The 22,741-nt window shown below is 70.1% G+C and carries 23 protein-coding genes; 13 read left to right on the top strand and 10 right to left on the bottom strand.

Annotated elements, in window-relative coordinates; genetic code table 11:
* The 3 genes from QNJ12_RS15955 to QNJ12_RS15945 form a co-directional block, all read right to left on the bottom strand.
* The coding region (locus tag QNJ12_RS15955; RefSeq protein ID WP_300624046.1) for a lactate racemase domain-containing protein at positions 1–1,554 on the bottom strand (1,554 nt) is incomplete at its 3' end.
* Positions 1,555–1,624: 70 nt separating this feature from the next.
* On the bottom strand, positions 1,625–2,779 hold the full coding sequence (locus QNJ12_RS15950) for a zinc-binding dehydrogenase (RefSeq protein ID WP_300624044.1): 1,155 nt from the start codon (positions 2,777–2,779) through the stop codon (positions 1,625–1,627).
* Positions 2,780–2,935: 156 nt separating this feature from the next.
* Positions 2,936–5,290 carry an HAD-IB family phosphatase gene (locus QNJ12_RS15945; protein WP_300624042.1) on the bottom strand — a complete coding sequence of 785 codons (2,355 nt, stop codon included), beginning with the start codon at positions 5,288–5,290 and terminating at the stop codon, positions 2,936–2,938.
* A 37-nt stretch (positions 5,291–5,327) separates the two neighbouring features.
* On the opposite strand from QNJ12_RS15945, the gene QNJ12_RS15940 reads away from it, so the two are divergent.
* From QNJ12_RS15940 to QNJ12_RS15915, 6 genes are all read left to right on the top strand, one after another.
* Positions 5,328–5,948, top strand: a complete 621-nt coding sequence (locus QNJ12_RS15940; protein WP_300624039.1) for a TetR/AcrR family transcriptional regulator — start codon at positions 5,328–5,330, stop codon at positions 5,946–5,948.
* Positions 5,949–6,237: 289 nt separating this feature from the next.
* On the top strand, positions 6,238–7,797 hold the full coding sequence (locus QNJ12_RS15935) for a hypothetical protein (RefSeq protein ID WP_300624037.1): 1,560 nt from the start codon (positions 6,238–6,240) through the stop codon (positions 7,795–7,797).
* The gene (locus QNJ12_RS15930) at positions 7,794–8,339 is read left to right on the top strand and encodes a hypothetical protein (RefSeq protein ID WP_300624035.1); all 546 of its coding nucleotides are present in this window, start codon (positions 7,794–7,796) and stop codon (positions 8,337–8,339) included. Before QNJ12_RS15935 ends, QNJ12_RS15930 begins: the two co-directional genes overlap by 4 nt.
* A complete protein-coding gene (locus QNJ12_RS15925; protein WP_300624033.1) occupies positions 8,339–9,052 on the top strand; it encodes a phosphatase PAP2 family protein in 714 nt (237 codons plus the stop codon). Before QNJ12_RS15930 ends, QNJ12_RS15925 begins: the two co-directional genes overlap by 1 nt.
* Complete coding sequence (locus QNJ12_RS15920; protein ID WP_300624031.1) at positions 9,049–11,457, top strand: lysylphosphatidylglycerol synthase transmembrane domain-containing protein; 2,409 nt, start codon at positions 9,049–9,051, stop codon at positions 11,455–11,457. The genes QNJ12_RS15925 and QNJ12_RS15920 overlap by 4 nt, the downstream gene beginning before the upstream one ends.
* A gap of 7 nt (positions 11,458–11,464) precedes the next feature.
* Entirely contained in the window at positions 11,465–12,124 is a 660-nt protein-coding gene (locus QNJ12_RS15915; protein WP_300624029.1) for a phosphatase PAP2 family protein, read from the top strand.
* Here the strand turns inward: QNJ12_RS15915 and QNJ12_RS15910 are convergent.
* Together QNJ12_RS15910 and QNJ12_RS15905 are read right to left on the bottom strand one after the other, a co-directional pair.
* Positions 12,119–12,649 (bottom strand): L-2-amino-thiazoline-4-carboxylic acid hydrolase, encoded by a 531-nt coding sequence (locus QNJ12_RS15910; RefSeq protein WP_300624027.1) that lies wholly within the window; start codon positions 12,647–12,649, stop codon positions 12,119–12,121. The genes QNJ12_RS15915 and QNJ12_RS15910 overlap by 6 nt on opposite strands.
* Before the next feature lie 43 nt (positions 12,650–12,692).
* Positions 12,693–13,775, bottom strand: a complete 1,083-nt coding sequence (locus QNJ12_RS15905) for a D-alanine--D-alanine ligase family protein (RefSeq protein ID WP_300624025.1) — start codon at positions 13,773–13,775, stop codon at positions 12,693–12,695.
* 25 nt (positions 13,776–13,800) lie between these two features.
* On the opposite strand from QNJ12_RS15905, the gene murF reads away from it, so the two are divergent.
* Complete coding sequence (murF, locus tag QNJ12_RS15900; protein ID WP_300624023.1) at positions 13,801–15,096, top strand: UDP-N-acetylmuramoyl-tripeptide--D-alanyl-D-alanine ligase; 1,296 nt, start codon at positions 13,801–13,803, stop codon at positions 15,094–15,096.
* Between the two features lie 46 nt (positions 15,097–15,142).
* On the opposite strand, the gene QNJ12_RS15895 is transcribed toward murF, so the two are convergent.
* The gene (locus QNJ12_RS15895; protein ID WP_300624022.1) at positions 15,143–16,450 is read right to left on the bottom strand and encodes an MFS transporter; all 1,308 of its coding nucleotides are present in this window, start codon (positions 16,448–16,450) and stop codon (positions 15,143–15,145) included.
* A gap of 93 nt (positions 16,451–16,543) precedes the next feature.
* Here QNJ12_RS15895 and QNJ12_RS15890 point away from each other — a divergent pair, with 93 nt between their 5' ends.
* Genes QNJ12_RS15890 through QNJ12_RS15880 form a run of 3 tightly spaced genes read left to right on the top strand, consistent with a single transcriptional unit; the run spans position 16,544 to position 17,724 of the window.
* Complete coding sequence (locus QNJ12_RS15890; protein ID WP_300624021.1) at positions 16,544–16,732, top strand: hypothetical protein; 189 nt, start codon at positions 16,544–16,546, stop codon at positions 16,730–16,732.
* A 60-nt stretch (positions 16,733–16,792) separates the two neighbouring features.
* Positions 16,793–17,437 (top strand): VOC family protein, encoded by a 645-nt coding sequence (locus tag QNJ12_RS15885; protein WP_300624019.1) that lies wholly within the window; start codon positions 16,793–16,795, stop codon positions 17,435–17,437.
* An 11-nt stretch (positions 17,438–17,448) separates the two neighbouring features.
* A complete protein-coding gene (locus QNJ12_RS15880; protein ID WP_300624017.1) occupies positions 17,449–17,724 on the top strand; it encodes a DUF1905 domain-containing protein in 276 nt (91 codons plus the stop codon).
* A gap of 5 nt (positions 17,725–17,729) precedes the next feature.
* Here QNJ12_RS15880 and QNJ12_RS15875 read toward each other — a convergent pair whose 3' ends face one another.
* The gene (locus tag QNJ12_RS15875) at positions 17,730–18,773 is read right to left on the bottom strand and encodes an LLM class F420-dependent oxidoreductase (protein ID WP_300624015.1); all 1,044 of its coding nucleotides are present in this window, start codon (positions 18,771–18,773) and stop codon (positions 17,730–17,732) included.
* Between the two features lie 26 nt (positions 18,774–18,799).
* On the opposite strand from QNJ12_RS15875, the gene arfB reads away from it, so the two are divergent.
* The 3 genes from arfB to QNJ12_RS15860 are packed head-to-tail and all read left to right on the top strand — an operon-like array spanning position 18,800 to position 19,729.
* Positions 18,800–19,213 (top strand): alternative ribosome rescue aminoacyl-tRNA hydrolase ArfB, encoded by a 414-nt coding sequence (arfB, locus tag QNJ12_RS15870; protein WP_300624013.1) that lies wholly within the window; start codon positions 18,800–18,802, stop codon positions 19,211–19,213.
* 36 nt (positions 19,214–19,249) lie between these two features.
* The gene (locus QNJ12_RS15865; protein WP_300624011.1) at positions 19,250–19,432 is read left to right on the top strand and encodes a hypothetical protein; all 183 of its coding nucleotides are present in this window, start codon (positions 19,250–19,252) and stop codon (positions 19,430–19,432) included.
* 9 nt (positions 19,433–19,441) lie between these two features.
* Positions 19,442–19,729 (top strand): hypothetical protein, encoded by a 288-nt coding sequence (locus QNJ12_RS15860; protein ID WP_300624009.1) that lies wholly within the window; start codon positions 19,442–19,444, stop codon positions 19,727–19,729.
* Positions 19,730–19,762: 33 nt separating this feature from the next.
* On the opposite strand, the gene QNJ12_RS15855 is transcribed toward QNJ12_RS15860, so the two are convergent.
* The 3 genes from QNJ12_RS15855 to QNJ12_RS15845 all read right to left on the bottom strand — a co-directional run.
* Complete coding sequence (locus tag QNJ12_RS15855) at positions 19,763–20,809, bottom strand: peptidoglycan-binding domain-containing protein (protein WP_300624007.1); 1,047 nt, start codon at positions 20,807–20,809, stop codon at positions 19,763–19,765.
* Positions 20,810–21,071: 262 nt separating this feature from the next.
* Positions 21,072–21,602 (bottom strand): GNAT family N-acetyltransferase, encoded by a 531-nt coding sequence (locus QNJ12_RS15850; RefSeq protein ID WP_300624006.1) that lies wholly within the window; start codon positions 21,600–21,602, stop codon positions 21,072–21,074.
* Between the two features lie 293 nt (positions 21,603–21,895).
* Positions 21,896–22,741 (bottom strand): hypothetical protein (locus tag QNJ12_RS15845; protein ID WP_300624004.1); only part of this gene is annotated, 846 nt, incomplete at its 5' end.

The following is a 22,741-nucleotide window of genomic DNA, read 5'->3' as shown; positions in this document are numbered from 1 at the left end:
GTGCAGATGGCTGACGGTGGGGGAGCGGCCGACCACGTCGCTCGCGATCTCGAACGCGTCGTCCATCGTCGACGCCGGGGTGAACCCGAGTCGCCGAACCGCCGACGGCTCGCCGCCGACGATGATGACCCGCCCGGCGTGCTGCTGGCCGTGAGCGCCCCAGTACCACGCGTAGAACGGGTGCACGCCGTGGTACGCGTTGCCGGTTCGGTACAGGTGGTGGTACCACTCGTCCTCGGCGTACTTCTTCTCCCACTTCTGCGACATCACGACCGGGTCGGGGCTGTCCGCCAGCACCTCGTCGTAGAAGTCGATGTAGCTCGGGTGGTGGACGGGGTTGAACTCCTTGTACGTCGGGTGGGTCATGATGATCACCCCGCCCTCGCGCACCAGCGGCTTGCCGCGGTACATGTTGAACAGGTAGCCGAGACCCATGCACATCACGAGCACGGGGTTCATGACACCCTCGGGGTTGTAGGGGCAGATGAACGGGATGCCCATCGTCATGATGTCCGTCTGACCCTCGACCTCGACGATGTGCTGGCGGTACACGTTCTCGAGCGTGATCTCGTGCACCGACTCGGTGAAGCCCGCCTGGACACTGGTCGTCGCGTACGGCGACTCGATCGAGTGGAAGATCTTCCGCTTCGCCCTGTTCGGCATCCGGTTCAGCGACTTGGACGTCGCGAGGTAGGTCGCCCGGTCGCGGGTGGTCCACTCCCACTCGCGCTTCTTCAGGAAGTCGAACGGCGACGGGAACGCCTCGGTGTTGATCGTCGTCTCGACCTGGAAGATCCTCGGGCCCTGGTCGCGCAGCACGGTGCCCATCCGCCAGATCGAGTGGTGCAGCGCCGAGTGGTGACGGTCCATCAGGCTGCGCGTGTTCTGCAGCGACTCGGGGTTGTGGTGGTGGCTGAGGCAGCGATACGACGCGAGGCCGGTGGTGATCGACTTCCAACCGCCGTCCATCGCCACCTGGTTGACGTTGGCGTAGACGATCAGGTCGGACTCGGCCGCCCGTGAGTTGATCTCGACGACCTCGCCGTGGTCGGTGGTGCCGATGACCGTGAGGTTGTCGTGGTCCTCGGCGTCGTGCTGGTAGAGCATGCCGCGGGGCTGGAAGGCGTCGAAGATGCGGTCGCCGAGCACGTGGCGCAGCTCGTAGTCGTGCATCCGCCGGTGCAGGCCGAGGGCGGCGATGATGTGGATGTCGTCGACGCCGGCCGCGGCCGCCAGGTCGAGCACCGCCTCGATGATCCGCTGGCGGTTGTCGGGGCGCCGCATCTTCGGCAGCGAGAGGCTGGCGTCGTCGAACACGATCGTCAGCTTCATGTCGGGCTCGAGCAACGCCGGGAGCGGCTCCATGTCGATCGGGTTGAGCAGCGCGTTGCGGATCTCGCCGTCGAGGTCGTCGATGCCGTCGAGCGGTTCGGGCGGGTAGATCACGCGCGATCGGTCGGCGGGCAGCTTCTCGAGGCTGAACCCCTCGCCGCGCCAGAACAGGATGGGCGGCGTCGACCGGTCGACGTCGAGCACGAATCCGGGTCGCGGCATCAGCGCGCCTCCCCGCTCGCACCCCGCGTTTCAAGTTGTGTCAGACACAACTTGACGGTGAACGTGGTCATCAGTCCTCTCCTCGGAGATCGAAGGCGATCTTGACGGCGCCGCGACGGCCGGCGGCGGCCGCGTGGGCGATGGCATCGACGTGGTCGTCGAGGCGGTAGGTGGCCGAGAGCAGGCGCTCGGCCTCGAAGTGGTCGGCCGTGTCGACGGCGAGGTCGAACGTGCGGACCCGCTGACCGTCGGGCAAGGTCTCGGTGCCGTAGGTGTAGGCCCCCTTGAGCTCGGTCTCGCGATGCCAGAGCCCGGTCAGGTCGAGGCGCACGTCGGCCGGCATGCCGAGCAGCACCACTCGCCCCCGCGGCCGCGTGATGCGCAGGCAGTCGTGGATCGACTCGCTCGTGCCGACGGCGTCGATGGTGACGTGCGCGCCCGAGCTGAGCTGGTCGCCGATCAGGTGGCACCCGGCCTCGCGGCGCACGGCGCGGTCGAGCTTGGACGCCTGCACCACGATGTCGGCTCCGATCGCGGTGGCGAGCGCGATCTGGTGCGGATAGCGCGCGCCGACGACGATCCGGACACCGGGCAGGTAGCGCCGGAGGCCGGCGATCGCAGCCAGGCCCATCGTGCCGGCGCCGAGCACGGCGACGATCGGGTCGGCCGTGTCGGCGATCGTCGGCCCGGCGAGCAAGGCGGCGTGGATGCCGCCGGCCAGCGGCTCGACGAGCACGGCTCGTTCGTCGCTCATCGCGTCGTCGATGCGATGCAGCTGGGTCTCGTGCGCCCAGAACCAGGGTGCCCAGCCGCCTCCGGTCGAGCAGCAGAAGCCCGTCTGGATCCCAGGCTCGAGTGCGCCGTCCGCCGACGTGGTCGCCAGGTGGGCGTAGTCGTCGCCGTCGCCCGGTGCGGCGCCGTCGAACGGTGCGCGGTGCCCGCGCGCTTCGTGCCCGATGACGGGTTCGATGACGACGCGGGTGCCGTCGTCGAGCTCGCCGACGACCTCGTGGCCGGGAACGAACGGGAAGCTCGTGTACTCGTCGAAGTAGGTGGACGCGTGCCCCTCGACCAGCGAGAGGTCGGACCCGCAGATGCCGGCGAGGCGGGTGTGCACTCGATGCCAGCCGTCGCCGGGGCAGTCGGGGTCGTCGATGGTCCGGTACTCGAGTGGCCCGACCCGGGCGGCGGTCGCCGGCGCGACGGCCGACGCGATTCGCGCCATCCCGAATCTCGGGACCGATCTGGAGATCTGCAGGGCTCTCACGACGGCCTCGAGCGGGCGTCGCCCTCTTGTGTCTGACACCAGACGACCGTGGGGCGAGCAGGCACCGTCAGGGCACGGGGTCGTCTGGTATCAGACACTGAGTGTCGTCTGGTGTCAGACACTGAAGACCCTCCGTCGCTCGCGTTCGCTCAGCAGCGGGCCGATCGGGAGCAGCGGGCGCGCCGCGCCCTTCGCCTTCGACCAGTTCTCGACCAGCCAGCCACGTTTGCGGGCGACGGCGGCCAGGCGGGTCTCGGGGTTGACGGCGACGGGGAAGCCGACCGCCTCCATCAGGGGGAGATCGCTCGTCGAGTCGGCGTAGGCGACGCACTCGTCGAGGCGGAAGCCCTCGGCGTCGCAGTAATCGGCGAGGATCTGGGCGCGTGCCTCGCCGGTCGGTGGCACCGTCGACATCTCTCCGGAGTACGTGCCATCCGGTCGGACGCTCATCTCGGCGGCCACGATCTCGTCGAACAGCGGCTTCAGGCCGGCGACCGCGAAGTCGAGCGCACCGGTGATCAGAACGGTTCGGTGGCCGAGCGCCTGGTGCTCACGGACGCGCCGGAGCCCCTCGGGGAAGCTCTTGGTCATGATGAGCTGGGTCATCATCTCCCTCGCGTCCTCCTCGATCTGGGAGACCGGGGCGTCCTCGTACCGTCGGTAGAAGTGGCGCAGGAAGTCGGTGCGGTCGCGGCTGTCCATGCGCAACAGGCCGGGCGCCTGGCCGAGCGTCCGCATCACGTATCGCATCCGTTCGGGCCCGTTGAGCCGGCGTGTCGCGAGGTACGAGTAGCTCTCGACGACGTTCGAGGCGATGAGCGTGTTCTCGAGGTCGAACGCCGCGACCTGGCGGCGCGGGTCGAGCACCTGCCGTCGCAGCCGCGTCATACGGTCGGTGCTGCGCGACTTGCCCGGCGTCGACTTCACGCGGGCGTGCTGCACGATCGAGGGGAGGTGGATCCGGGTGACGTAGTGCTCCCAGTCGACGACACGTGGGTCGAAGTTGAAGGCGGCGCGGTCGGCCTCGTCGAGCGTGTCCCAGAGCGCGATCAGGTTGTCGACCTGGTAGATCGCCTCGCACTCGGTGTAGAGGCCGTACAGCTCGACGTACTGCAGCGCGGTCTCGACCTCGGCGCGGCGGCTCTCGAGCGTCGCGGTGAAGTCGGCCTGGCGGCCCCGGAGGGGGAGTGCCTGCAGCGTTCGCTCGGTGCGCGAGAGCACGCTCTTGGCCCGGTTGAGCTGCCCTTCGACCCGGCCGCGCCCGGGGAAGTTCCACTCGGGCACGAGGATCGGCTGGCCCTCGGGGTCGTAGAGCGGGTTGTCGGTGAACCAGCCGCTGATGAAGTCGATCATCGCCCGGTACTTGAGCGGGTTGATGCCGCCGGACGCGACCTGTGTGATGGCCGGTGCCCGCTCGGGTCCCGCCGCGGCGACGCCGATCAGCGCCGCGACGACGATGTCGACGGGGATCACGTCGACCGTGCCCTCCGGCACGCCCGGGAACTCCTTGAGCAGGCCGCGGGCGTACGAGATGATCACCGGCTCGGCCATGCGGAACCCGCGGATCCAACCCGGGCGCGGTTCGGCCCACGCGGACTCGATGATCGACGGGCGCACGATCGAGACCGGGACGTCACCCTTGGTGTCGGTGAGCGCCTGCTCGCCGAGCGCCTTCGTGAACGCGTAGGCGTCGGGCCAGCCGACGCTGGCGGCGCGTGCCCGGCCGGCCTCGACGAGCTGGTCCTTCACCCAGCGCTCCCGGAGTTGCTCGGTCTTGCCGGCGAGCGCCGGTGCGCCGGCGGCGCCGAGCTCGCTGCGAGCCCCCTTGCGGAACTCGGCGAGCCGTTCGGGTTGTCGGCTGAGGGCCTCGGTGTCGCCCTTGAGGCGGCGGGCTGCGTCGACCTCGGCGCGCCACGACAGGCCGATGTCGAACGGGCCCTCGCTGACGAGCTCTTCGGGTGCGTTGCCGCGCCGGTTGCCGGCGACGTAGCAGGTGCTGACGGCGACGAGGTGCGGGGTCACGCCGAGGTCGTGGCACAGCGCGGCGATGCGGGTCGGGCCGAGCAGGTTGATCTCGACCGCACGATCGAGCGGCGAGTCGAACGAGACGGTCGCCGCCGAGTGGATGATGACGTCGGCGCTCGCCCACGTCGCCCTCTCGGCCTCACCCAGGCCGAGACCGTCGGCGCTGACGTCGCCGGCCACGGTGGTGACGCGGCGCGCCGTCATCTGCTCGAACGTCTCGCCGCCGGCCTCGGCCTGCTGATCGCGCAGGCGGTCGAAGGCGTCGTTCTTGAAGATCTCCTTCTCGGTGCGCTTCGCTGCGGGCGTGCGCCGGCCATCGCGCACCAGCAGGATCAGGTCGCACTCCGGCACGCCTCGCAGGAGCCGCTCGACGAGCGCCGTGCCCACGAAGCCGGTCGACCCGGTGATGGCGATGCGCTTGCCAGCGAGCGATTCGGCGATCACAATGACCCATGTCTACCAAATGGTAGAGAGTTCATCAATGGCAACCGCAATGTCCCCGACCAGCCGCGATCGGCCGACGCGCGAACGCATCCTCGATGCGGCGCTCGACCTGTTCGGCGCCCGTGGCGTCGACGCCGTGTCGCTCGACGAGATCGCCCGCGAGGTGGGCGTCCGAAAGCAGACCGTCCTGTACTGGTTCGCGTCGAAGGACGACCTCGTCGACGCCGTCCTCGAGACGGTCGCCGCCGAGCTGGTGGTCGTGATCGACGCCGCCGTCCGCGCCGCAGACGACGATCCGCTCGACCGGATCGACGCCGTCGTCCGCGCCGTCTTCCGGCCCGCTGTCCGCCGTCCGGCGATGCTCGGTCTCGTCCGCGAGGTCAGCCGGCTGCCCGAGCCGCAGGCCGATCGTCTCCGCCGCCACGTCCAACCGCTGGTCGACCGCGCGGTGGACTATCTCGGCGTCGAGATGGACCGCGGGCGCCTCCGTCGAGCCGATCCCGGTCTGATCGCCGCGCTCGCGTACGCCACGGTCACGGGGATCGCCACCGAACCCGAGGCGCTCAGCGCCGCCGGCTGGCGGGCGACGCCGGCTGGACTGCGTCGGCTGCGCGACGAGTTGCGAGCGTTCCTCCGGGCCGCGCTCGCGCCCGGGTGAGCGAATTCCCCGGACACGCCGCAGTACGCGGTAGAGGCAAAGCACCCTGGTCCGCCGAGACGGCGCCTGCCTAAGGTTGCACGTGTGTGCCGGGTTCGCGTCCGATGACGGCAATGGTTCTGGCGGACGTCCCGAGCAGCTGACCTCATCGGCATCGGACTCCCTTGCCGACGTGGCGACGACGACGCGGATCCCGATGACGCATGGTGACTCGAGTCACCGACGCCCCGAGATTCGTGTCCGCCGACCGTCGGGCGAGCCGCCACCGCTGCCCCGGGAGATCAACCGCGTGGCGATCGGGTGGCTGATCGCGTTCGCGTTCTGGGCGGCGATCTGGTTGTGGGTGTTCCTGTCCGACGACCCGGCGATCTGGATCACCGAGCGCGACCTCGAACTGATGAAGCCGATCGTGAACAACCGGGTCGGCTGGTTGACATCGGTGATGGAGTGGACCAACGAGGCGATCCCGTGGGTGACGTTCGCCGTCGGTTGGACGACGATCATCATCGGGTTGGCTGCGAAGCGGATCCGCCACGTCCTGCTGTTCGTCGCGTCGGCGACGATCGGCTCGGTGGTCGCGACGCTCGTCGCGAACGAGATCCAGCGCCCGCGGCCGCTCGGCTTCGAGCGGCTCGGCGACTGGGAGGGCTTCGCACAACCGTCTCGGCCGATCACGTTGTTGACTATCGCGTTGATGGCGTTCGGGCTCACGTTGGTGCCGGGTGGCACGATGCGGCGCGCGTGGCTCGTGGCAACCGCTGTGCTGGTCACATGGTTCGGTGTCGCGCAGGTCTACCTCGCGGTCGACCATCCGACCGACCTGACGTCAGCGGCCACGGTGGGGGTCGCGATCGTCCTGCTGCTCTATCGCAGCGGAGCACCCGAGCAGGTGTTCCCGATCCGGTACCACACCGGCAAGACCGCGCACCTCGACGTGACCGGCGCGCGCGGCGAGGCGATCCGCCGGGCGCTGCAGACCCAACTCGGCGTCGAGGTCACGCATCTCCAGCCGGTCGGCCTCGCCGGTTCGGCCGGGTCCACGCCGCTGCGCATCCAGCAGCGCGACGGCCCGGATCTGTTCGCCAAGCTCTACGCCAGGAGCCACCTGCGCTCCGACCGCTCGTACAAGCTCGGGCGCACGTTGCTGTACGGGCGGCTCGAGGACGAGCAGCACTTCACCTCGGTGCGCCGCCTGATCCAGCACGAGGACTACATGCTCCACGTCATGGGCCGCGCCGGGGTCGACACGATGGAACCGTGCGGCATCGTCGAGATCACGCCCGACCGCGAGTACCTGCTCGTGTCGGAGTTCCTCGAGGGCGCGACCGAGATCAGCGAGACCGAGATCACCGTCGAGCTGATCGACCGTGCGCTCGCGACCGTCGACGCGCTCTGGCACGCCGGTCTCGCTCACCGCGACATCAAACCGGCGAACGTGATGGTGCAGGGCGATCGGCTCCGCCTGATCGACGTCGCGTTCGGCCAGGTTCGCCCGTCGCCCTGGCGAGAGGCCGTCGACCTGGCGAACATGATGCTCGTCCTCGCCCTCGGCTCGAACCCCGAGCTGGTCTACGAGCGGGCTCGACTGCGGTTCAGCGAGGACGAGATCGCCGAGGCCTTCGCCGCGTCGCGCGGTGTCACACTGCCGTCCGCGCTGCGGGCCGACGTGAAGCGCGACGGCCGCGAGCTGCTCGAGCGGTTCCGCCAACTGGCGCCGGCGAGGGAGCCGGTGGCGATCCAGCGATGGTCGATCCGGCGCGCCGCCCTCACCTTGTGGGTGGCCTTCGTGGCGATGCTCGTGATGGCCATCTTCTTCGGCAGCTTGCCGGAGATCGGACTGTCGCCGTGAGCCGGCTCCGGCCCATGGTCGGCTCCCTGCTCGGTGTTGCGGGCGTCGCCGGCCTCGCTGCGTGTGCGATCAAGGAGACGATCGAAGCGCCGGCCTGTGAGGGCGACACCTCGGTCATCATCGTCGCCCAGTCGGTGCCGGGCGCGAGCAAGGTGATGTGCCTCGACCCCCTGCCGCGCGGCTGGGAGTACGAAGAGGTGAAGATCGACGAGTCGGGGACGAGGATCGAGCTGGACTCGGATCGGGCCGGGTCCGCAAGCGCGATCATGCACTACACCGCCACCTGCGACACCGGCGACGCGCTCTCGACGCCGTCGGAGTTCCCCGGCGTGCTCCGGTACGAACGGATCCGTGCGGTCGCGCCGGCGTTCGTCGCCGACCGCTACTACACGTTCGAGGGAGGCTGCCTCTGGTGGCGGTTCGAGTTCGACCCCGAAGTGCCCTCCGGGCTCTCGGTCGAGCTCGGCGGCATCGTGCAGATGGCCGACCGGGAGGTGCTCTCCGACAACGTCCGCGAGACCTTCGTCGATGAGGAGTTGTGATGGCGACGGCCGGCGACACGGGATCCAGTGAGCAGTTCTTCGAGGTTCGGGACCGCCTCTCGCTCCGAACGCTGGCGGTCATCCTCGTCGTCTCGGTGGCAGCGGTGCTCTGGGGCTCGGCGATCGCCTGGGACGGCGAGGTCCCCGAGTGGGAGGCCGACATCCTCCGCTGGATCAACGGCTGGCCCGACTGGTTGGAACCACCGATGTGGGTGCTCCAGCAGGTCGGCGTGTTCGCCGCACCGGCGATCGGCGGCACGATCATCGTCGTCGTCTTCACGCGCCGGTGGCAGCACCTCGTGCCGTTCCTACTCGTCGGGCCGCTGAAGCTCACGATCGAGAAGGGCATCGTGAAGCAGCTCGTCGAACGCTCGCGGCCCTACGAGTCGATCGGGCCAGAGATCCAGGTTCGAGGACCGAACTTCGAGGGCCTGGCGTACCCGTCGGGCCACTGCACGACGGCGTTCGCGTTCGCCGTGCTGGTCAGCGCCTTCCTGCCGCCGCGATGGCGTCCGCTGCCGTGGGCGTGGGCCGTCATCGTGGCGATCGCACGCATGTACTACGGCGAGCACAACGTGCTCGACACCGTCACCGGTGCCGCCCTGGGCACGGCGTTCGCATCCGTGCTGTGGTTCGCCTTCCTCAACCGTGAGGCCGACCGGACCGCGGCGCTGCGTGCCAGCCGCGACGTCGAGCCCCAGGTGCAATCGTGACGCTGACGGCCGCTCCGCCGGCCGAGCGTCGCGCCGCGGGCCGGGCGCTCGATCGACGGCACGTTCGATCGTCGGTCGACGTCGTGCGGCTCGCCACGGGCTCGGCGCTCGTCGTGCTCGGCATCGTGCTCGCCAACACGTTCGATTCGATGCTGCTCGGGCTGGCCGAGGACACGACGGCGAACACCGACCGATTGCCCGACTGGGTGCGCGACGTCGCCGCCGCCACGCTGGCCTCCGTCGTCATCGCCGGTGCCGTCTCGGTCGCGCTGTGGTCGCTGCTCACGACCCGGTACCGGCGGTTCCTGCTGCTCGCGCTCGGGGTCGCGCTCGCGGCACTGGCGAGCATCGCGGTCGGCGGTCTCGTCGACGACATCGTCGACGAGGAGGTGCGCCGCGCGTTCGCCGTCGACGTCCCCCTGTTCCGGGTCGGTGGCGGCGACGGTCGGCTCAGCCCGGCGGACCCGTTGCTGGCGGCTGCCATCGCAGCTGTCACGATCGCCGGATCGTTCCTCACCACGGCCGTGGTGCGGCGCGCGGGAGTCGTGGTGGCGGTCTATGCCGCGGTGTCCGTGCTCACGGTCGGCGTGCCGCCACTGGCACTGCTCGCCGACGTCGGTGTGGGCCTCGTCATCGGTTCGCTCGTGCTCGTGATCTTCGGGCGACACGATCTCGCCCTCGACGAGGTGGACGTTCGCAGTGGGCTCGCTGCTGCCGGCCTCGACGTCGCCACGCTCGAACGGACGCCGGCGATCTCGCGCGACGGCTGGCGTGCCTCGGCCGCGGCGGGCGACGAGCTCTTCGTCGCCGGCTTCGGTCGCGACGAGCACAGCAGCGACCTGGTGATGCGCGCCACGCGCTGGCTGCGGCTCCGCAAGACCGGCGACCACCGGCCGTTCACGAGCCTGCGCCGCGCCGTCGAGCACGAGGCGCTCGTCTGGCAGCACGCGGCGAGTCGCGGCGTGCGGGCGCCGGCGATCGTCGGTGTCGCCGGTGCCGGTGTCGACGGGATGGTGCTCGCCCGGCAGTGGATCAACGGGACCAACGCCAGCACGCTCCCCGAGGTACCCGACGACGTCCTCGCCGCGATCTGGCTCGAGGTGCGCCTGCTCCAGCGGGCGCGGATCGCGCACGGTGGGCTCCGGCTCGGCAACGTCGTGATCGACGACGAGCAGCGCCCGTGGCTCGTGCACTACGGGGGAGCCGAGCTCGCCGCTTCGGAGCAGCGATTGGGGACGGATCTGGCTGAGCTCCTCGCGTCGACGTCGGCCGCGGTCGGGGCCGACAGGGCGATCCGTGCAGCGGTCGGGGTGCTCGGCCGGGAAGCGACTGCGCAAGCGCTCCCGTGGATGCAGCCACTGGCGCTGACCAGGGTCACCCGCGAGGAGATTGCGGCGGCCGGAGGGGTCGACGACCTGCGTCTCCGCCTGGCCGAGGCGTGCGGGCTGGAGCCCGAGGAGCCGGTGCGGCTGGAACGTGTGGACACGAAGACCGTGTTCGTCCTGGCCACGGTCGTGCTCAGTGCCTGGTTCCTCGTGCCGCAGCTCACCGATCTCGACAGCTTGTGGTCGCAGGCCAGGGACGCGTCGCCCGAGTGGGCGCTCGCGGCGGTCTGCTTCTCGATCGCCACGTATCTCGCCGCGACGGCGAGCCTGCTCGGCGCGATCCCGATCCGCCTCCGCTACGGGCCGGCGCTCGCCGCCCAGGTGGCCTCCTCGTTCGCCAACCGGGTGACACCGGCCAAGGTCGGTGGCGTCGCGACCAACGTCCGCTACTTCCAGCGGCAGGGCGTGCCGACGGCCGTCAGCGTCACAGCGGTCGGCCTCAACGCGGTGGCGGGCGTGATCGTGCACGTCATCCTGACGCTCGCGTTCCTCCTGCTCGCGAGCGGCGGCACCGAAGCCCAGGGCCTGCGCCTCCCCAGCCCCGCGGCCATCGGCCTCGGGCTGGCGGCGATCCTGATCGTCGTCGCCGGCGCCGTCCTCGTGCCGCCGACCCGGCGGCTCCTCGTGACCCACGTCGTGCCCCAGCTGCGTTCCGGGTGGGAGTCGCTCCAGGCCGTCGCCCACAACCCGGCGCGGCTCGGGCTGCTGTTCGGCGGTTCGGCGGCGATCACGCTCTTCTACCTGGCGGCGATGATCGCCAGCCTCGAGGCGTTCGGCTCGACGGCGAGCCTGCCTGCGGTCGGCCTGCTCTTCCTCACCGGCACCGCCGTCGCGAACGCAGCGCCGACCCCTGGCGGTCTCGGCGCGGCCGAGGCGGCGCTGATCGCCGCGCTGAACACCGTCGAGGACGCCGAGGTCGTCGTGCCGGCGGTGTTCCTGTACCGGTTGGTCACGTTCTGGCTGCCGATCCTGCCGGGCTGGCTGGCGCTGACGTACCTCCGCCAGACCGACAACCTCTGACCCCGCGGTGGCTGCACGACGAGAGCTGCTGCGGTTGCGGTGGCGGATCGACGGTCGCACCGCAGCGACCGTGGTGGCCGTCGCCGTCGCAGCGATCGTCGTGACCAGCCTCGTCGCGGCGTCCGGCGACGTACCGGCGTGGGAGGCGACGGTGGCACGTTGGATCAACGGCTGGCCCGGCTGGCTCGAGCCGATCATGTGGTCACTGCAACAGGTCGGGATCATGCTCGCCCCGGTCGTCGCGGGTTTGGTCGTCGTCTGGTCGACGCGTCGCTGGTCGTACCTCGTGCCGTTCGCGCTCGTGCCCCCGATCCGGATCTTCGTGGAGTCGTCGATCAAGTCGGCGGTCGATCGGGAGCGGCCGTTCACGTCGATCGGCTCCGAGATCGAGGTCCGCGGGACCGAGTTCGCCGGCGCCGCCTTCCCCTCCGGTCATGTCGCGACTGCGTTCGCGTTGGCGTTGCTGCTGATGGCGTTCGTGACGATGCGGTGGCGGATCGTCGTGGGGTGCTGGGCGGGGATGGTCGGCGTGGCCCGGATCTACCAGGGCGAGCACAACCTGCTCGACGTCGTGGCGGGTGCGGCCCTCGGTCTCGCGCTCGGTGCCGTGCTGGCGTTCGCGTCCCTCAGCGGACCGATGTCGCACGAGGCAGACGAGGGGTCATGAGTCGGGGTCCGCGTCCGGTCGTTCGGTCACCGACACCGGCGTGTCGCGCAGCCGGAACACGAAGTCGCAGTGGTCGTCGCCCTGCATGATCGTCTTGGTCCGTGTGAACTCGACGTTCGGGTTGAAGCCCTCGATCAACGACCCGTCGCGGTTGCACGACATCGTGGCACCGAGCTCGGCGAGGCCGAGCGCCCGGTACATGTCTGCGTACCCGCAGCGCGTGACGTCGAACGCGAACGTGTCGTCGTTGAGCTCGACGATCTCGCTGTCCATCGCCCCGTCCTGGGAGAACGCCGCGAGGCCGGCGGCGAAGGCCGGGAGCGAGTCGTCGTCGGCTGCCGCCGCCATCGAGCGGCCCTGTTGTCGGGCGACCCTGGCGATCGTGTCGGCGGCGATCTCGTAGACGCCGGCTCCGTACTCGTCGGCGAGCCGTTCGAGCAGCGGGGCGACGATGCGGGCCTCGATCTCGCGTCGCTTGAGGACGCCGATCTCGTTCAACGTGTCGGGTTGAGCCTGCTCGTCCATCTCCCCAACGTACGAGCACTGCGTGCCCGGTGGCTGGTCGCGGTCAGTGCTTGGTGTTGCGGCGGCGACGTTGGTGGCGATCGATCGCCAGCTCGACGAGCCGATCGATGATCTCGCCGTACGTCATGCCGCTCGCGATCAGCATCTTTGGGAACATCGAGATCGGCGTGAAGCCGGGCATCGTGTTGACCTCGTTGCACAGGAAGCCGCGCGCCGGCCCCTCCTCTTCGAGGAAGAAGTCGCAGCGAGCGAGGCCGTCGCAACGCAGGGCCGTGAACACCTCGAGCGCCATCGCTCGCACCTCCGCGGTCTGCTCGGGTGAGATCGGCGCCGGGATGAGACCCGTGCTGGCGTCGTTGACGTACTTGTCGTCGTAGCTGTAGAACTCGTCGCCGGGCACGATCTCGCCGGGCAGCGAGACGAACGGCTCCTCGTTGCCGATCACGGCGACCTCGATCTCGCGTCCGACGACGCCCTCCTCGACGACGACCCACTGGTCGTAGGTGAGGGCGTAGTGGATCGCGTCGCGGAGCTCTTCGACCGTCTTCGCCTTGGTGACGCCGACCGACGACCCCATGTTGGCCGGCTTGACGAAACAGGGCAGACCGAGCTCGTCCGCGAGCTCGGCGGGGAGACCGGGGGTGATCTCGTGTTCGGGGAACGCCCGGTAGCGGGCCTGCTGCACACCGGCGGCGGCGAGCACCTGCTTCGCCATCGCCTTGTCCATCGCGACCGCCGAGCCGAGCACACCCGAGCCGACGTAGGCGACGTTGGCGAGCTCCATCAGGCCTTGCACGGTGCCGTCCTCGCCGAGCGGGCCGTGCAGCAGCGGGAGGACGACGGTGCGCTCGGGGGAGTCCGCGGCATCGCCGAGCATCACCGACGGCGATAGCCGGTCGCCCGACGGGTCGAGGCGCGACGGCAGCTCGCCCGCGCCCGCTGCGAGGGCGGCCTGCGCCTCGGTCGCCAGCGCCCACTCGCCCTCGGTCGAGATGCCGATCGGGGTGACCCGATACTTGTCGGGATCGGCGGCGGCGAGCACGTGTGTCGCAGTGGTGCAGCTCACGTCGTGTTCGGCAGACTGACCGCCGAACAGCACCACGAGGTTGATCCGCTCGTTCGCCACGGACGCGACGGTACCGTTCGGAGTCGTGAGATTGCTGGCATCCCACGTGGCGGTGGCCACCGGCGGCCGCCTCGTCGGCGACGACGTCGCCGTCGACGGAGCCTCGTTCGACTCCCGTGCGCTGACATCGGGCCAGCTGTTCGTGCCCATCGTCGCCGAACGCGACGGCCACGACTTCATCGACGCGGCAGTTGCCGCCGGCGCCGTGGCGTACCTGACGAGCGAGGAGCCGGCTGACGATCTGGCGACGGCCATCGTCGTGCCCGACACCGCAGCTGCGCTGATGGATCTCGCCGCCTGGGCACGGCGGCGGCTGGACGTCCCGGTGGTCGGCGTGACCGGCAGCGTGGGCAAGACCAGCACGAAGGACTTCATCGCCGCGGCGCTCGGTGCCAGTCGAACGGTGCACGTCAACGACCGCAGCTTCAACAACGAGCAGGGCCTGCCGGTGACGGTCCTGGCGATGCCAGATGCCGCCGAGGCGCTCGTCGTCGAGATGGGGATGCGCGGCTACGGCGAGATCGCTCGCCTGTGCGAGGTGGCCGCACCCACGATCGGGGTCGTGACCGCCGTCGCTGCAGCACACACCGAGCGCGTCGACGGGATCGAAGGTGTCGCGCGGGCCAAACGCGAGCTGGTCGAGGCGCTCGGTGAGGGTGGCACCGCCATCCTGAACGCCGACGACCACCGCGTCGCAGCGATGGCCGAGCATGCGGGCGACGCCGTCGTGACGTACGGGATCGACGGTGACGTGAGGATCACGGGTCTCGAGCTCGACGAGCTGGCCCGCCCCAGGTTCCGGATCGAGACGCCGTGGGGGAGCGGCGAGGTCGCGCTCTCCGTCAGCGGCGCGCACATGGCGTCCAACGCAGCAGCCGCGATCGCGGTTGCGGGCGTGGTCGAGGGGCGCATCGACGCGGCGTGCTCGGCGCTGGCCGACGCTTCGGTGTCGCGGATGCGCATGGAGGTCGCACGTGCTGCGTCGGGTGCGATCGTCGTCAACGACGCCTACAACGCCAACCCCGACTCGATGCTGGCGGCGCTCGACGCGCTCGCCGGCATCCGTGCGAATCGCCGCGTCGCCGTCGTCGGCCTGATGGCCGAGCTCGCGGACCCGGCGGTGGCGCATCGACACATCGCCGAGGAGGCATCGGCGCGGGCCATCGAGCTGATCGCCGTCGGCACCGACCTGTACGGCGTCGAGCCCGCCGACGATCCGGTCGCGGCGCTCGGCGGGATCGGTGAGGGCGTCGCCGTGCTCGTCAAGGCCAGCCGCGTGGCCGGCCTCGAACGGATCGCCGACGAGCTGCTCGCCGGCTGAGGCGAGGCGACGCCCCGTGGGTCTCGCGGGCTCTCGCTGGCGCGTCTCAGAAGAGGCGGTTGGCGTTCACCGGGCGGAACGGTTCGCCGCCGTCGTCCTCGTGGAGGAAGTCCCCCTCGGCGAGGCGGCCGAGGTTGGCCCACCAGGCGAGGAACACGGCGAACGCGGCGCCGAACCCCAGCACCCACCGTGCGCCGATGGCATCCATGATCGGGCCGCCGAGGAGGTTGCCGATCGGCACCGTGCCGCCGAACGCCATGAACCACAGCGGCATCGCGGCGCCACGCTCGTGGTCGGCGAGGTTCTGCTGGAGCACCGAGGCGAGGGCGGTGGCCGTCATGAAGTAGACGAACCCGAGCACCAGGGCGACCGGGAACGCCGGCCCGACCGACGGAAGGACGGCGAAGAGCCCGAGTGCGATCGAGAACGAGAGCAGGCCGGCCGGGATCAGGCGGCGCTTGTCGAACGAGGAGAACCACGTGCCGACCGCCAGCGCGCCGAGGAACGCGCCGAGCCCCCACACGACGTAGAGCCACTTGTACGTCGGACCTCCTGCATCGAGCCCGAAGTTGAGCCGGGCGACCGACGGGAACAGGCCGATGTAGGGCAGGCACACCAGCGAGAACAAGAACATCGTCCCGACGGTGCGGGCGAGCACGCGCCTGCGGCGCACGATGTTGATGCCGCTGGCGAGCTTGCGCCAGCCGCGCTCGGGCAGGTTCCCGGTCGGCTGCGGGAGCGCCACGAACACGAGCGGCACGATCAGGAACAGGAACGTGCCGGCGTTGACGAGGAACAGCTGGGGGATCGACAGTCCGAGCGCGGCCAGCAGCGCTGCGAGCGCCGGGCCCATGATCCGGCTGCCGTTGATCATCGCCGAGTTCAGGCTGACGGCGCCCGCGAGGTCGCGCCGGTCGACGAGCATCGGGATGCTGGCGCTGAAGGCAGGTGCGTTGACGGTGTTGGCGATGCCGATGGTCAGCTGCGCGACGAAGACGGTCCAGAGCGGCGTCTCGGCCGCGATCAGCGCGGCGAGGACGATCGACATCACCAGCATGACGCTCTGCATCGCGATCACGAGGCGTGTGCGGTCGACGCGGTCGGCGATGATGCCCGACGGGATCGACAGGAGGAGCAGTGGGCCGAGCTGCACGAACATCAGCAGGCCGACCAGGGCCGCCGAGTTGGTGCGGGCGTCGACGTAGGCAGGCAGCGTGAAGTTCTGCATCCAGGTGCCGACGCTCGACAGGGCGGTGCCCGCGAACAGGATCCGGAAGTCGCGGTAGGAGAGCGCGGCCCGCGCCGAACCGGGCTCGTGCCCGTGATGCAAGGGGGTGGTCGCGATCGTCGTCATGGGGGTGGTGGGGCCGCCGCTTGACCCGCCGGTCAAGCTACCGCGGAGGGATCCGCGTGTGAGGGGTGCGAGCCGTGCCAGGCTGACGGACTCATGTCACACGTCGACGTCCCGACGCCCGGCAGCACGGATGATGCCGGGAACGGCCCGTTGGCGGCGCCCGCCTGCCGGTCGCCGCTCGGCACCTACCCGGAGTGCCCGTTGTGCGGCGGCGATCTGTTCCCCGAGCACGCCCACTTCAAGTGCGCCGGGTGCGGCTGGCGCGACAGCTGCTGCGACTGAGCGGACGCGGCCGCGCACGGCAAGCTGGCGGCGGACCGTCGCGGCTGGTGAACTGATCCGATGCAGTACACGCGCGTCAGCCCCACCGAGATCGCCGAGATGGACGGGCTCGACGACTGGAGGGTGGTCGGTCGCATTCTCGCCGCGACGTTCCGCGCCGGGTCCTTCCCCGCTGCGGCGCAGCTCGTGGTGGCGATCGCCGAGGCGGCCGTCCACCATCCCGATCTCGACGTCCGCTATCCGGGGGACGTCGCCGTCGCACTCACCACGCACGCGACGGGTTCCCTGACGTCGCTCGACGTGGGCCTGGCGCAGTCGATCTCGTCGATCGCCCGCTCGCACGATGCTGCTGCGACCGCCACGTCGGCGCAGCTCAACTCACTCGGGATCGACACGATGGACGCCGAGCGGATCCGGCCGTTCTGGGCGGCGGTCCTCGGCTACGACGAGGTGGAGGGTGCGCTGGTCGACCCCGCTCGGCGCGGGTTCGACGTGTGGTTCCAGCAGATGGACGAGCCGCGCACCGAGCGGAATCGGCTCCATCTCGACGTGCTGGTTCCCCACGATCTCGCCGACCAGCGGGTGCGCGCCGCGCTCGATGCAGGCGGCCGGCTGGTCAGCGATGCTCGAGCGCGGGCGTTCTGGGTGCTCGCCGACGCCGAGGGCAACGAGGCGTGCGTGTGCACGTGGCAGGACCGGGACTGAGGTCACGGTCCATGATCGAGTTCACCGGCGAGGTCGAGGTCTTCCCGCAGCAGGGCGGGTGGCACTACGTGGCGGCGCCGTCATGGGTCGTCGCCGAGCTCGACGAGGCGCCCGACCGTGGTCTCTACGCCGTCGAGGCGACGGTCGGCGCGTCGACGTGGCCGACCTCGCTGATGCCGAAGGGCGACGGCAGCCACTTCCTCGCCCTCAGCGCCGCCGTGCGCCGCACGAACTCGATCGAGCTCGGCGACGAGGTCACGGTATCGATCGTGCCCCGAATCCGCTGACGCTCTCAGCCGGTCACGAGGTCGGCGAGCATCTCGAGCTGGTCGGCGCGGCCACTGACCAGCACCGTGGTCAGGCAGGTCTCGCGCCAGCGGGCGAGGTCGTCGCGGATCTTGTCGATCGGACCGACCAGCGCCACGTCCTCGACCATCTCGAGCGGGATCAGGGCGGCGGCCTCCTGCTTCTTGCCCTCGAGGTACAGCTCCTGCACCTGCGTGGCGATGTGCTCCCATCCCATACGGGCGAACACGTCGAAGTGGAAGTTGACGTCCTTGGCGCCCATCCCGCCGGCGTAGAGCGCCACCATCGGTCGCATCAGGTCGGCGCACTCCTCGACATCGTCGCCGGGGATGATCGTCAGCATCGACGCCACCTCGAAACGGTCGGCCTTGTCGGCCTCGCCGCTCGCCTCGAAGCCGATCCGCAGCCGCTCTCGGTACCAGCCGTCGTCCTTCGGCGAGAAGAACAGCGGCAGCCAGCCGTCGCAGATCTCGGCGGCCAGCGACACGTTCTTGGGGCCCTCGGCGCCGAGGTAGATCGGGATCTCGTTGCGCAACGGGTGCACGGTCGACTTGAGCGGCTTGCCGAGGCCCATGCCGTCGTCGCCGAGGTAGGGCAGGTCGTAGTGGTCGCCGTGGAACTCGGTCGGCTTCTCGCGCTTGACGATCTCGCGAACGATCTGGACGTACTCGCGTGTGCGGGCGAGCGGCTTGGGGTAGGGACGGCCGTACCAGCCCTCGACGACCTGCGGTCCCGAGGCGCCGAGACCGAGGATGAATCGGCCGCCCGAGAGGTGGTCGAGCGTGATCGCCGACATGGCGGTGGCGGCGGGCGTGCGGGCCGACATCTGCACGATCGAGGTGCCGAGCTTGATCCGCTCGGTGTGCGACCCCCACCACGCGAGTGGGGTCAGGGAGTCGGAGCCGTACGCCTCGGCCGTCCAGAACGAGTCGTAGCCGAGACGGTCGGCCTCCTGGATGGCCTCGAGCGCACCGGGCGGCGGGCCCTTGCTCCAGTAGCCGGTGCTGTAGCCGATCTTGAGATCTCCCATGCCGACCAGCGTGGCAGGATCGTCGCATGGCCGACGATCTGGTCGTCACCCGGGCGGTGCGCATCCCTCGCAACGAGCTCGATGTGTCGTTCAGCCCCTCCGGGGGGCCTGGCGGTCAGCACGCGAACCGCAGCAACACCAGGGTCGAGCTGCGGTTCGACCTCACCTCGTCGTCGGCGTTCAGCGAAGCACAGCGGGCGAGGGTCCTGGAACGGATCGGACCAGAGCTGCGGGTGGTCGTCGACGACGAGCGCAGCCAGCTCCGCAACCGCCAGCTGGCCGAGCAGCGTCTGGCGACGAAGCTGCGGGAGGCCCTGCACGTGGAGCGACCACGACGAGCCACCAAGCCGAGCAAACGAGCGAAGGCCCGACGGGTGGACGCCAAGAAGCGGCGGGGTCAGGTCAAGCGTGACCGTCGACGCCCACGTCTCGACGACTGATCGCCCCGGGTCTCGACGTCTCGCTACGGTGGCCGGGTGCGCGGTCGCGGAATCCTCGGACTGCTCGCCGTCGTGGCGTTTTCGACGATCGCGTGTGCGAGCGGCACGACGGTCGACGTGGCGGCCGGCGACGTGTTCGAGACGCTCGACGGCGACGAGTTCGCGGTCGCCGAGCTGGCCGGCGAACCGGCGGTCGTGTACTTCTGGGAGCCGGGTTGATCCCTCTGCATGATGCAAGCCGATGCGGTCGCATGGGTCCACCGGCAGTACGGGCAGGACGTGCAGTTCGTCGGCGTCACTGCGTACGACGACCTCGATGAGGTCGGCGAGGTGGCGGCCAGGACCGGCCTCGACTCGTTCCCGCAGCTCGTGGGCGACGATGCCTTCGTGCACTTCGAGGTCGGGTCGCACCCGATGACGCTGTTTATCGATGCGGACGGCTCGGCCAGTCGCGTCCCCGGATCGATCGATCCGCAGCGACTGATGGACCGCGTCGCTGGGCTCGTACGGACCTGAGCCGGGCGGCCGAGCGTCAGGGAGCGTCGATCATCAGCAGGACGTGACTTCCTGACCCGCCCGCAGTGCCTCGACGGGGGCGGTCGGATCGAGGGGAAGCGTGAGTCCGAGCGCCAGCCAGGTGGCTCGATCCAGCCCGCCCACCACCGGCAATCCGACGGATTGCTGGAACTGGCCGAAGGCGTCGGCGCACATCACGTCGTGGTAGCAGTCGAGGCCCTGCGGTACGCCGTGGGCGATCAGTGCGTCGTGCAGCGCCTGACGGATCACATCCCAGTCGACGCCGAACGAGCCGCGCAGCTCGGCTGGGCCTCCTGTGCCATCCACCATGTTCATGCTGATGCGGAACGTGTTGGCGTCCCACCAGGCGTCCCCGCAGCCAGGCTCGGGCCACCCGCCGAGATCCGCCCCCGGGTAGACCGCCAGCAACGCCGAAGCGGCGGATCCGAGCGCGACGCCCTCCGGCGTGGCGAGGCTGATGCCCGTGCGGTCGCCGTAGCCCCACAGATCCCAGGCGATGAACTCGAAGTCGCCGTCGGTCTGCTCGAATCGCACCGAGAAGGCCGCTCCACCCGGGGCCTCCCATCGGACCGTGCGCTCGCGGCCCTCGCACCAGGCGTCGTCGCACGAGTAGGACATGGTGGCGGTCGCATCCCACTCCGGCGTGCCGAGCATCTCGGTGAGGACACGGACCACGATGCCGGGAGGATCGCCGAAATCGGCCACGGCGAGACCGTCGTGGCGGAGGATCACGGTCGAGTCCGAGTCGGCGTAGGTCAGCATCGCCCGCGTGTCCGGTCCGACGATCCCGTCCACCTCGAGCAGTTGCGCGTACTGGAATCCCCGAACGGCGGCCTCGGTGGCCGGCCCGAACCGGCCGTCGGACTCGATCGAGAAACCGTGGCGAACCAGGTCGTCCTGCATCAGGGCGACCTCCTCGCTCACGTCGCCCCGACGAAGCGCCGGTGGGTCCTCGACGACGGCAGCGGTGGTCGCCGGCGGCTCGGGCAGCACGGCGTGCGACTCGATCGATGTCGCAGGCGACGGTGGATCGGCCGACGTCGCAGAGGGTGCCGGCATCGTCGGGCCCGTCTGCTGAGCGGTGCCCGGCGGAGACGACGTCGCCACTGATCGCTCGGTGCGAACCGGTCCCGAGGTCGCAGGCGCAGCGGCCCGTTCGGACGCGCAGGCAGCGACCAGGAAGGCACTGAGCACGGAAGCAGCGGCTCGCCCGGGCATCGAACTCACCTCCGGCCTCAATTATGCCAGCAGCCATCGCACCGGCACAGAGGGCGCACGCAGGACCCACTCGGCGAGGACGTGTCCGACGCGACCGCGCGGATCAGGACGATCCGAGGTCGATCGAGTAGCGGACCTCTGGTACCTCGACGCCGAGGACGGTCTGGTGGCGCTCGACACCGTCGTCGATCCAACCTCGTGCGGCGTAGAACCGGCGGGCACGCTCGTTGCCAGGGTGCACCCACAACACGGCCTGGTCGAAGCCGAACCGATGCAACGCCGCCACGCCGCGCTCGATGAGCGCCGGACCGAGCCCGCCACCCCACTCATCCGGATCGACGTTGATTGCGAACAGTTCGCCGACTCTGGCCGCTGGGTCGCCGTCGGCCGGCCCGACAACGATGAATCCCACCACGTTGCCGGAGGCGGACTCACCGACGAGGCGTAGTGAGCGTGCCCTCGGAGGACGCTCGAGGCCGGACCGCCACATGCTGGCCCGCTCCTGCTCGTCGAGGCCGTCGAGGTAGTCGTCGGGCATCAGCCCGCCCCGGTACGCCGCCTGCCAGGCCCGCACGTGGACGCGACCCAGCGCGTCGGCGTCGTCGACGGTTGGCTCACGAACGACGTGCTCCACGTCCGCGACGGTACCCGGGCGACCGGCCGGCGTCGGTCGGGCGCGATCGTCAGGTGGGCGTGAACCGGATGGGCAGGTGGTCGGCGCCGAAGATGCCCGATGTCGACGGCTTGCGTCACGGCGTACGACGACCTCGATGAGGTCGGCGAGGTGGCGGCCAGGACCGGCCTCGACTCGTTCGGGTAGCTCGTGGGCGACTGTGCCATCGTGCACTTCGAGGTCGGGTCGCACCCGATGACGCTGTTCTTCATCGACGACGCAGCGACCACCGACGACGGGACGGCCGTCGACCATCAGCGGCGCGCCGCCTCCCACGTGCCCCCGAGGGCCTCCGAGATCAACGTGACGAGGTGGCGAACGTGGCGTGGTGCGACGTCGTGGCTGTGGTCCGGCGACTCGGCACCCTCCATCAGGCCCGGCTCGTTGTACGTGAACGGCTGCGTGCAGAGGCGCCGCCTGGTGAGCGAGCCCTCGTCCTGGGACTGCGGGATCCGAGCGTTGATCGCGTCGGTCACCCGCTGGCCGTACCTGTTGACGTAGCGGCGCGCGACCTGCTGGGCGAACGCGCCCTGCTCGAGCGAGTGGCTGCGGATGACCTCGAGCGTCCGCTCGCCACGTTCACTCGCGGGCTGCGAGAAGATCGCCTGGTGCAGCTCCTCGGCGATCTGCATCGGCGGGGCGTCCCCGTGGATCTCTCCGATCGGTACGGCCACGCCCGTGTGACGCTCATGGTCTGCGGCCGTCTGCTGGTACTCGTCGGCGAGTCCGATGTGATGGCCGAACTCGTGGGCGGCGAGATGGGTCAGATCCATGTCGGGCGTGATGAAGTACAGCGAAGCGTTCGACGGACCGGGCCCCTGCCTGATCTCGACCGCCTGATCGCTGCCGGTGTAGGGCTCGAACTCGATCGGCACCGGCCCCCGTGGCGTGGAAAATCCGTCGTGCACGGTCTCGACGGCCTGGAACTGGTTCCACACCTGCCGGATGCCCTCGAACAAGCGCGGCGGTACGTCGTTCAAGCCGTCGCGCACGGTGAACGCATACCCCACCCGGATCAGCAGCCGGGTGGGCGCGTCGGGCGTGCCCTGCACTTCGAAGTCGTACTTGACGAATCCGCCTCGCAGGAATCGCTCGCCCCG

The sequence above is a fragment of the Ilumatobacter sp. genome (assembly GCF_030065885.1).
Lineage (GTDB): Bacteria > Actinomycetota > Acidimicrobiia > Acidimicrobiales > Ilumatobacteraceae > Ilumatobacter.
The sequence above is the reverse complement of the archived record's forward strand: the minus strand, read 5'-3'. Positions and strand labels throughout refer to the sequence as shown.

Excerpts from the sequence above, each read along its gene's own strand:
- QNJ12_RS15890 (WP_300624021.1), top strand. The coding sequence starts at position 16,544 with ATGTCACACGTCGACGTCCCGACGCCCGGCAGCACGGATGATGCCGGG.
- QNJ12_RS15875 (WP_300624015.1), bottom strand. The coding sequence starts at position 18,773 with ATGGGAGATCTCAAGATCGGCTACAGCACCGGCTACTGGAGCAAGGGC.
- QNJ12_RS15950 (WP_300624044.1), bottom strand. The coding sequence starts at position 2,779 with ATGGCGCGAATCGCGTCGGCCGTCGCGCCGGCGACCGCCGCCCGGGTC.
- QNJ12_RS15860 (WP_300624009.1), top strand. The coding sequence starts at position 19,442 with ATGATGCAAGCCGATGCGGTCGCATGGGTCCACCGGCAGTACGGGCAG.
- QNJ12_RS15885 (WP_300624019.1), top strand. The coding sequence starts at position 16,793 with ATGCAGTACACGCGCGTCAGCCCCACCGAGATCGCCGAGATGGACGGG.
- QNJ12_RS15940 (WP_300624039.1), top strand. The coding sequence starts at position 5,328 with ATGGCAACCGCAATGTCCCCGACCAGCCGCGATCGGCCGACGCGCGAA.
- QNJ12_RS15855 (WP_300624007.1), bottom strand. The coding sequence starts at position 20,809 with ATGCCGGCACCCTCTGCGACGTCGGCCGATCCACCGTCGCCTGCGACA.
- arfB (WP_300624013.1), top strand. The coding sequence starts at position 18,800 with ATGGCCGACGATCTGGTCGTCACCCGGGCGGTGCGCATCCCTCGCAAC.
- QNJ12_RS15880 (WP_300624017.1), top strand. The coding sequence starts at position 17,449 with ATGATCGAGTTCACCGGCGAGGTCGAGGTCTTCCCGCAGCAGGGCGGG.
- QNJ12_RS15910 (WP_300624027.1), bottom strand. The coding sequence starts at position 12,649 with ATGGACGAGCAGGCTCAACCCGACACGTTGAACGAGATCGGCGTCCTC.
- QNJ12_RS15895 (WP_300624022.1), bottom strand. The coding sequence starts at position 16,450 with ATGACGACGATCGCGACCACCCCCTTGCATCACGGGCACGAGCCCGGT.
- QNJ12_RS15925 (WP_300624033.1), top strand. The coding sequence starts at position 8,339 with ATGGCGACGGCCGGCGACACGGGATCCAGTGAGCAGTTCTTCGAGGTT.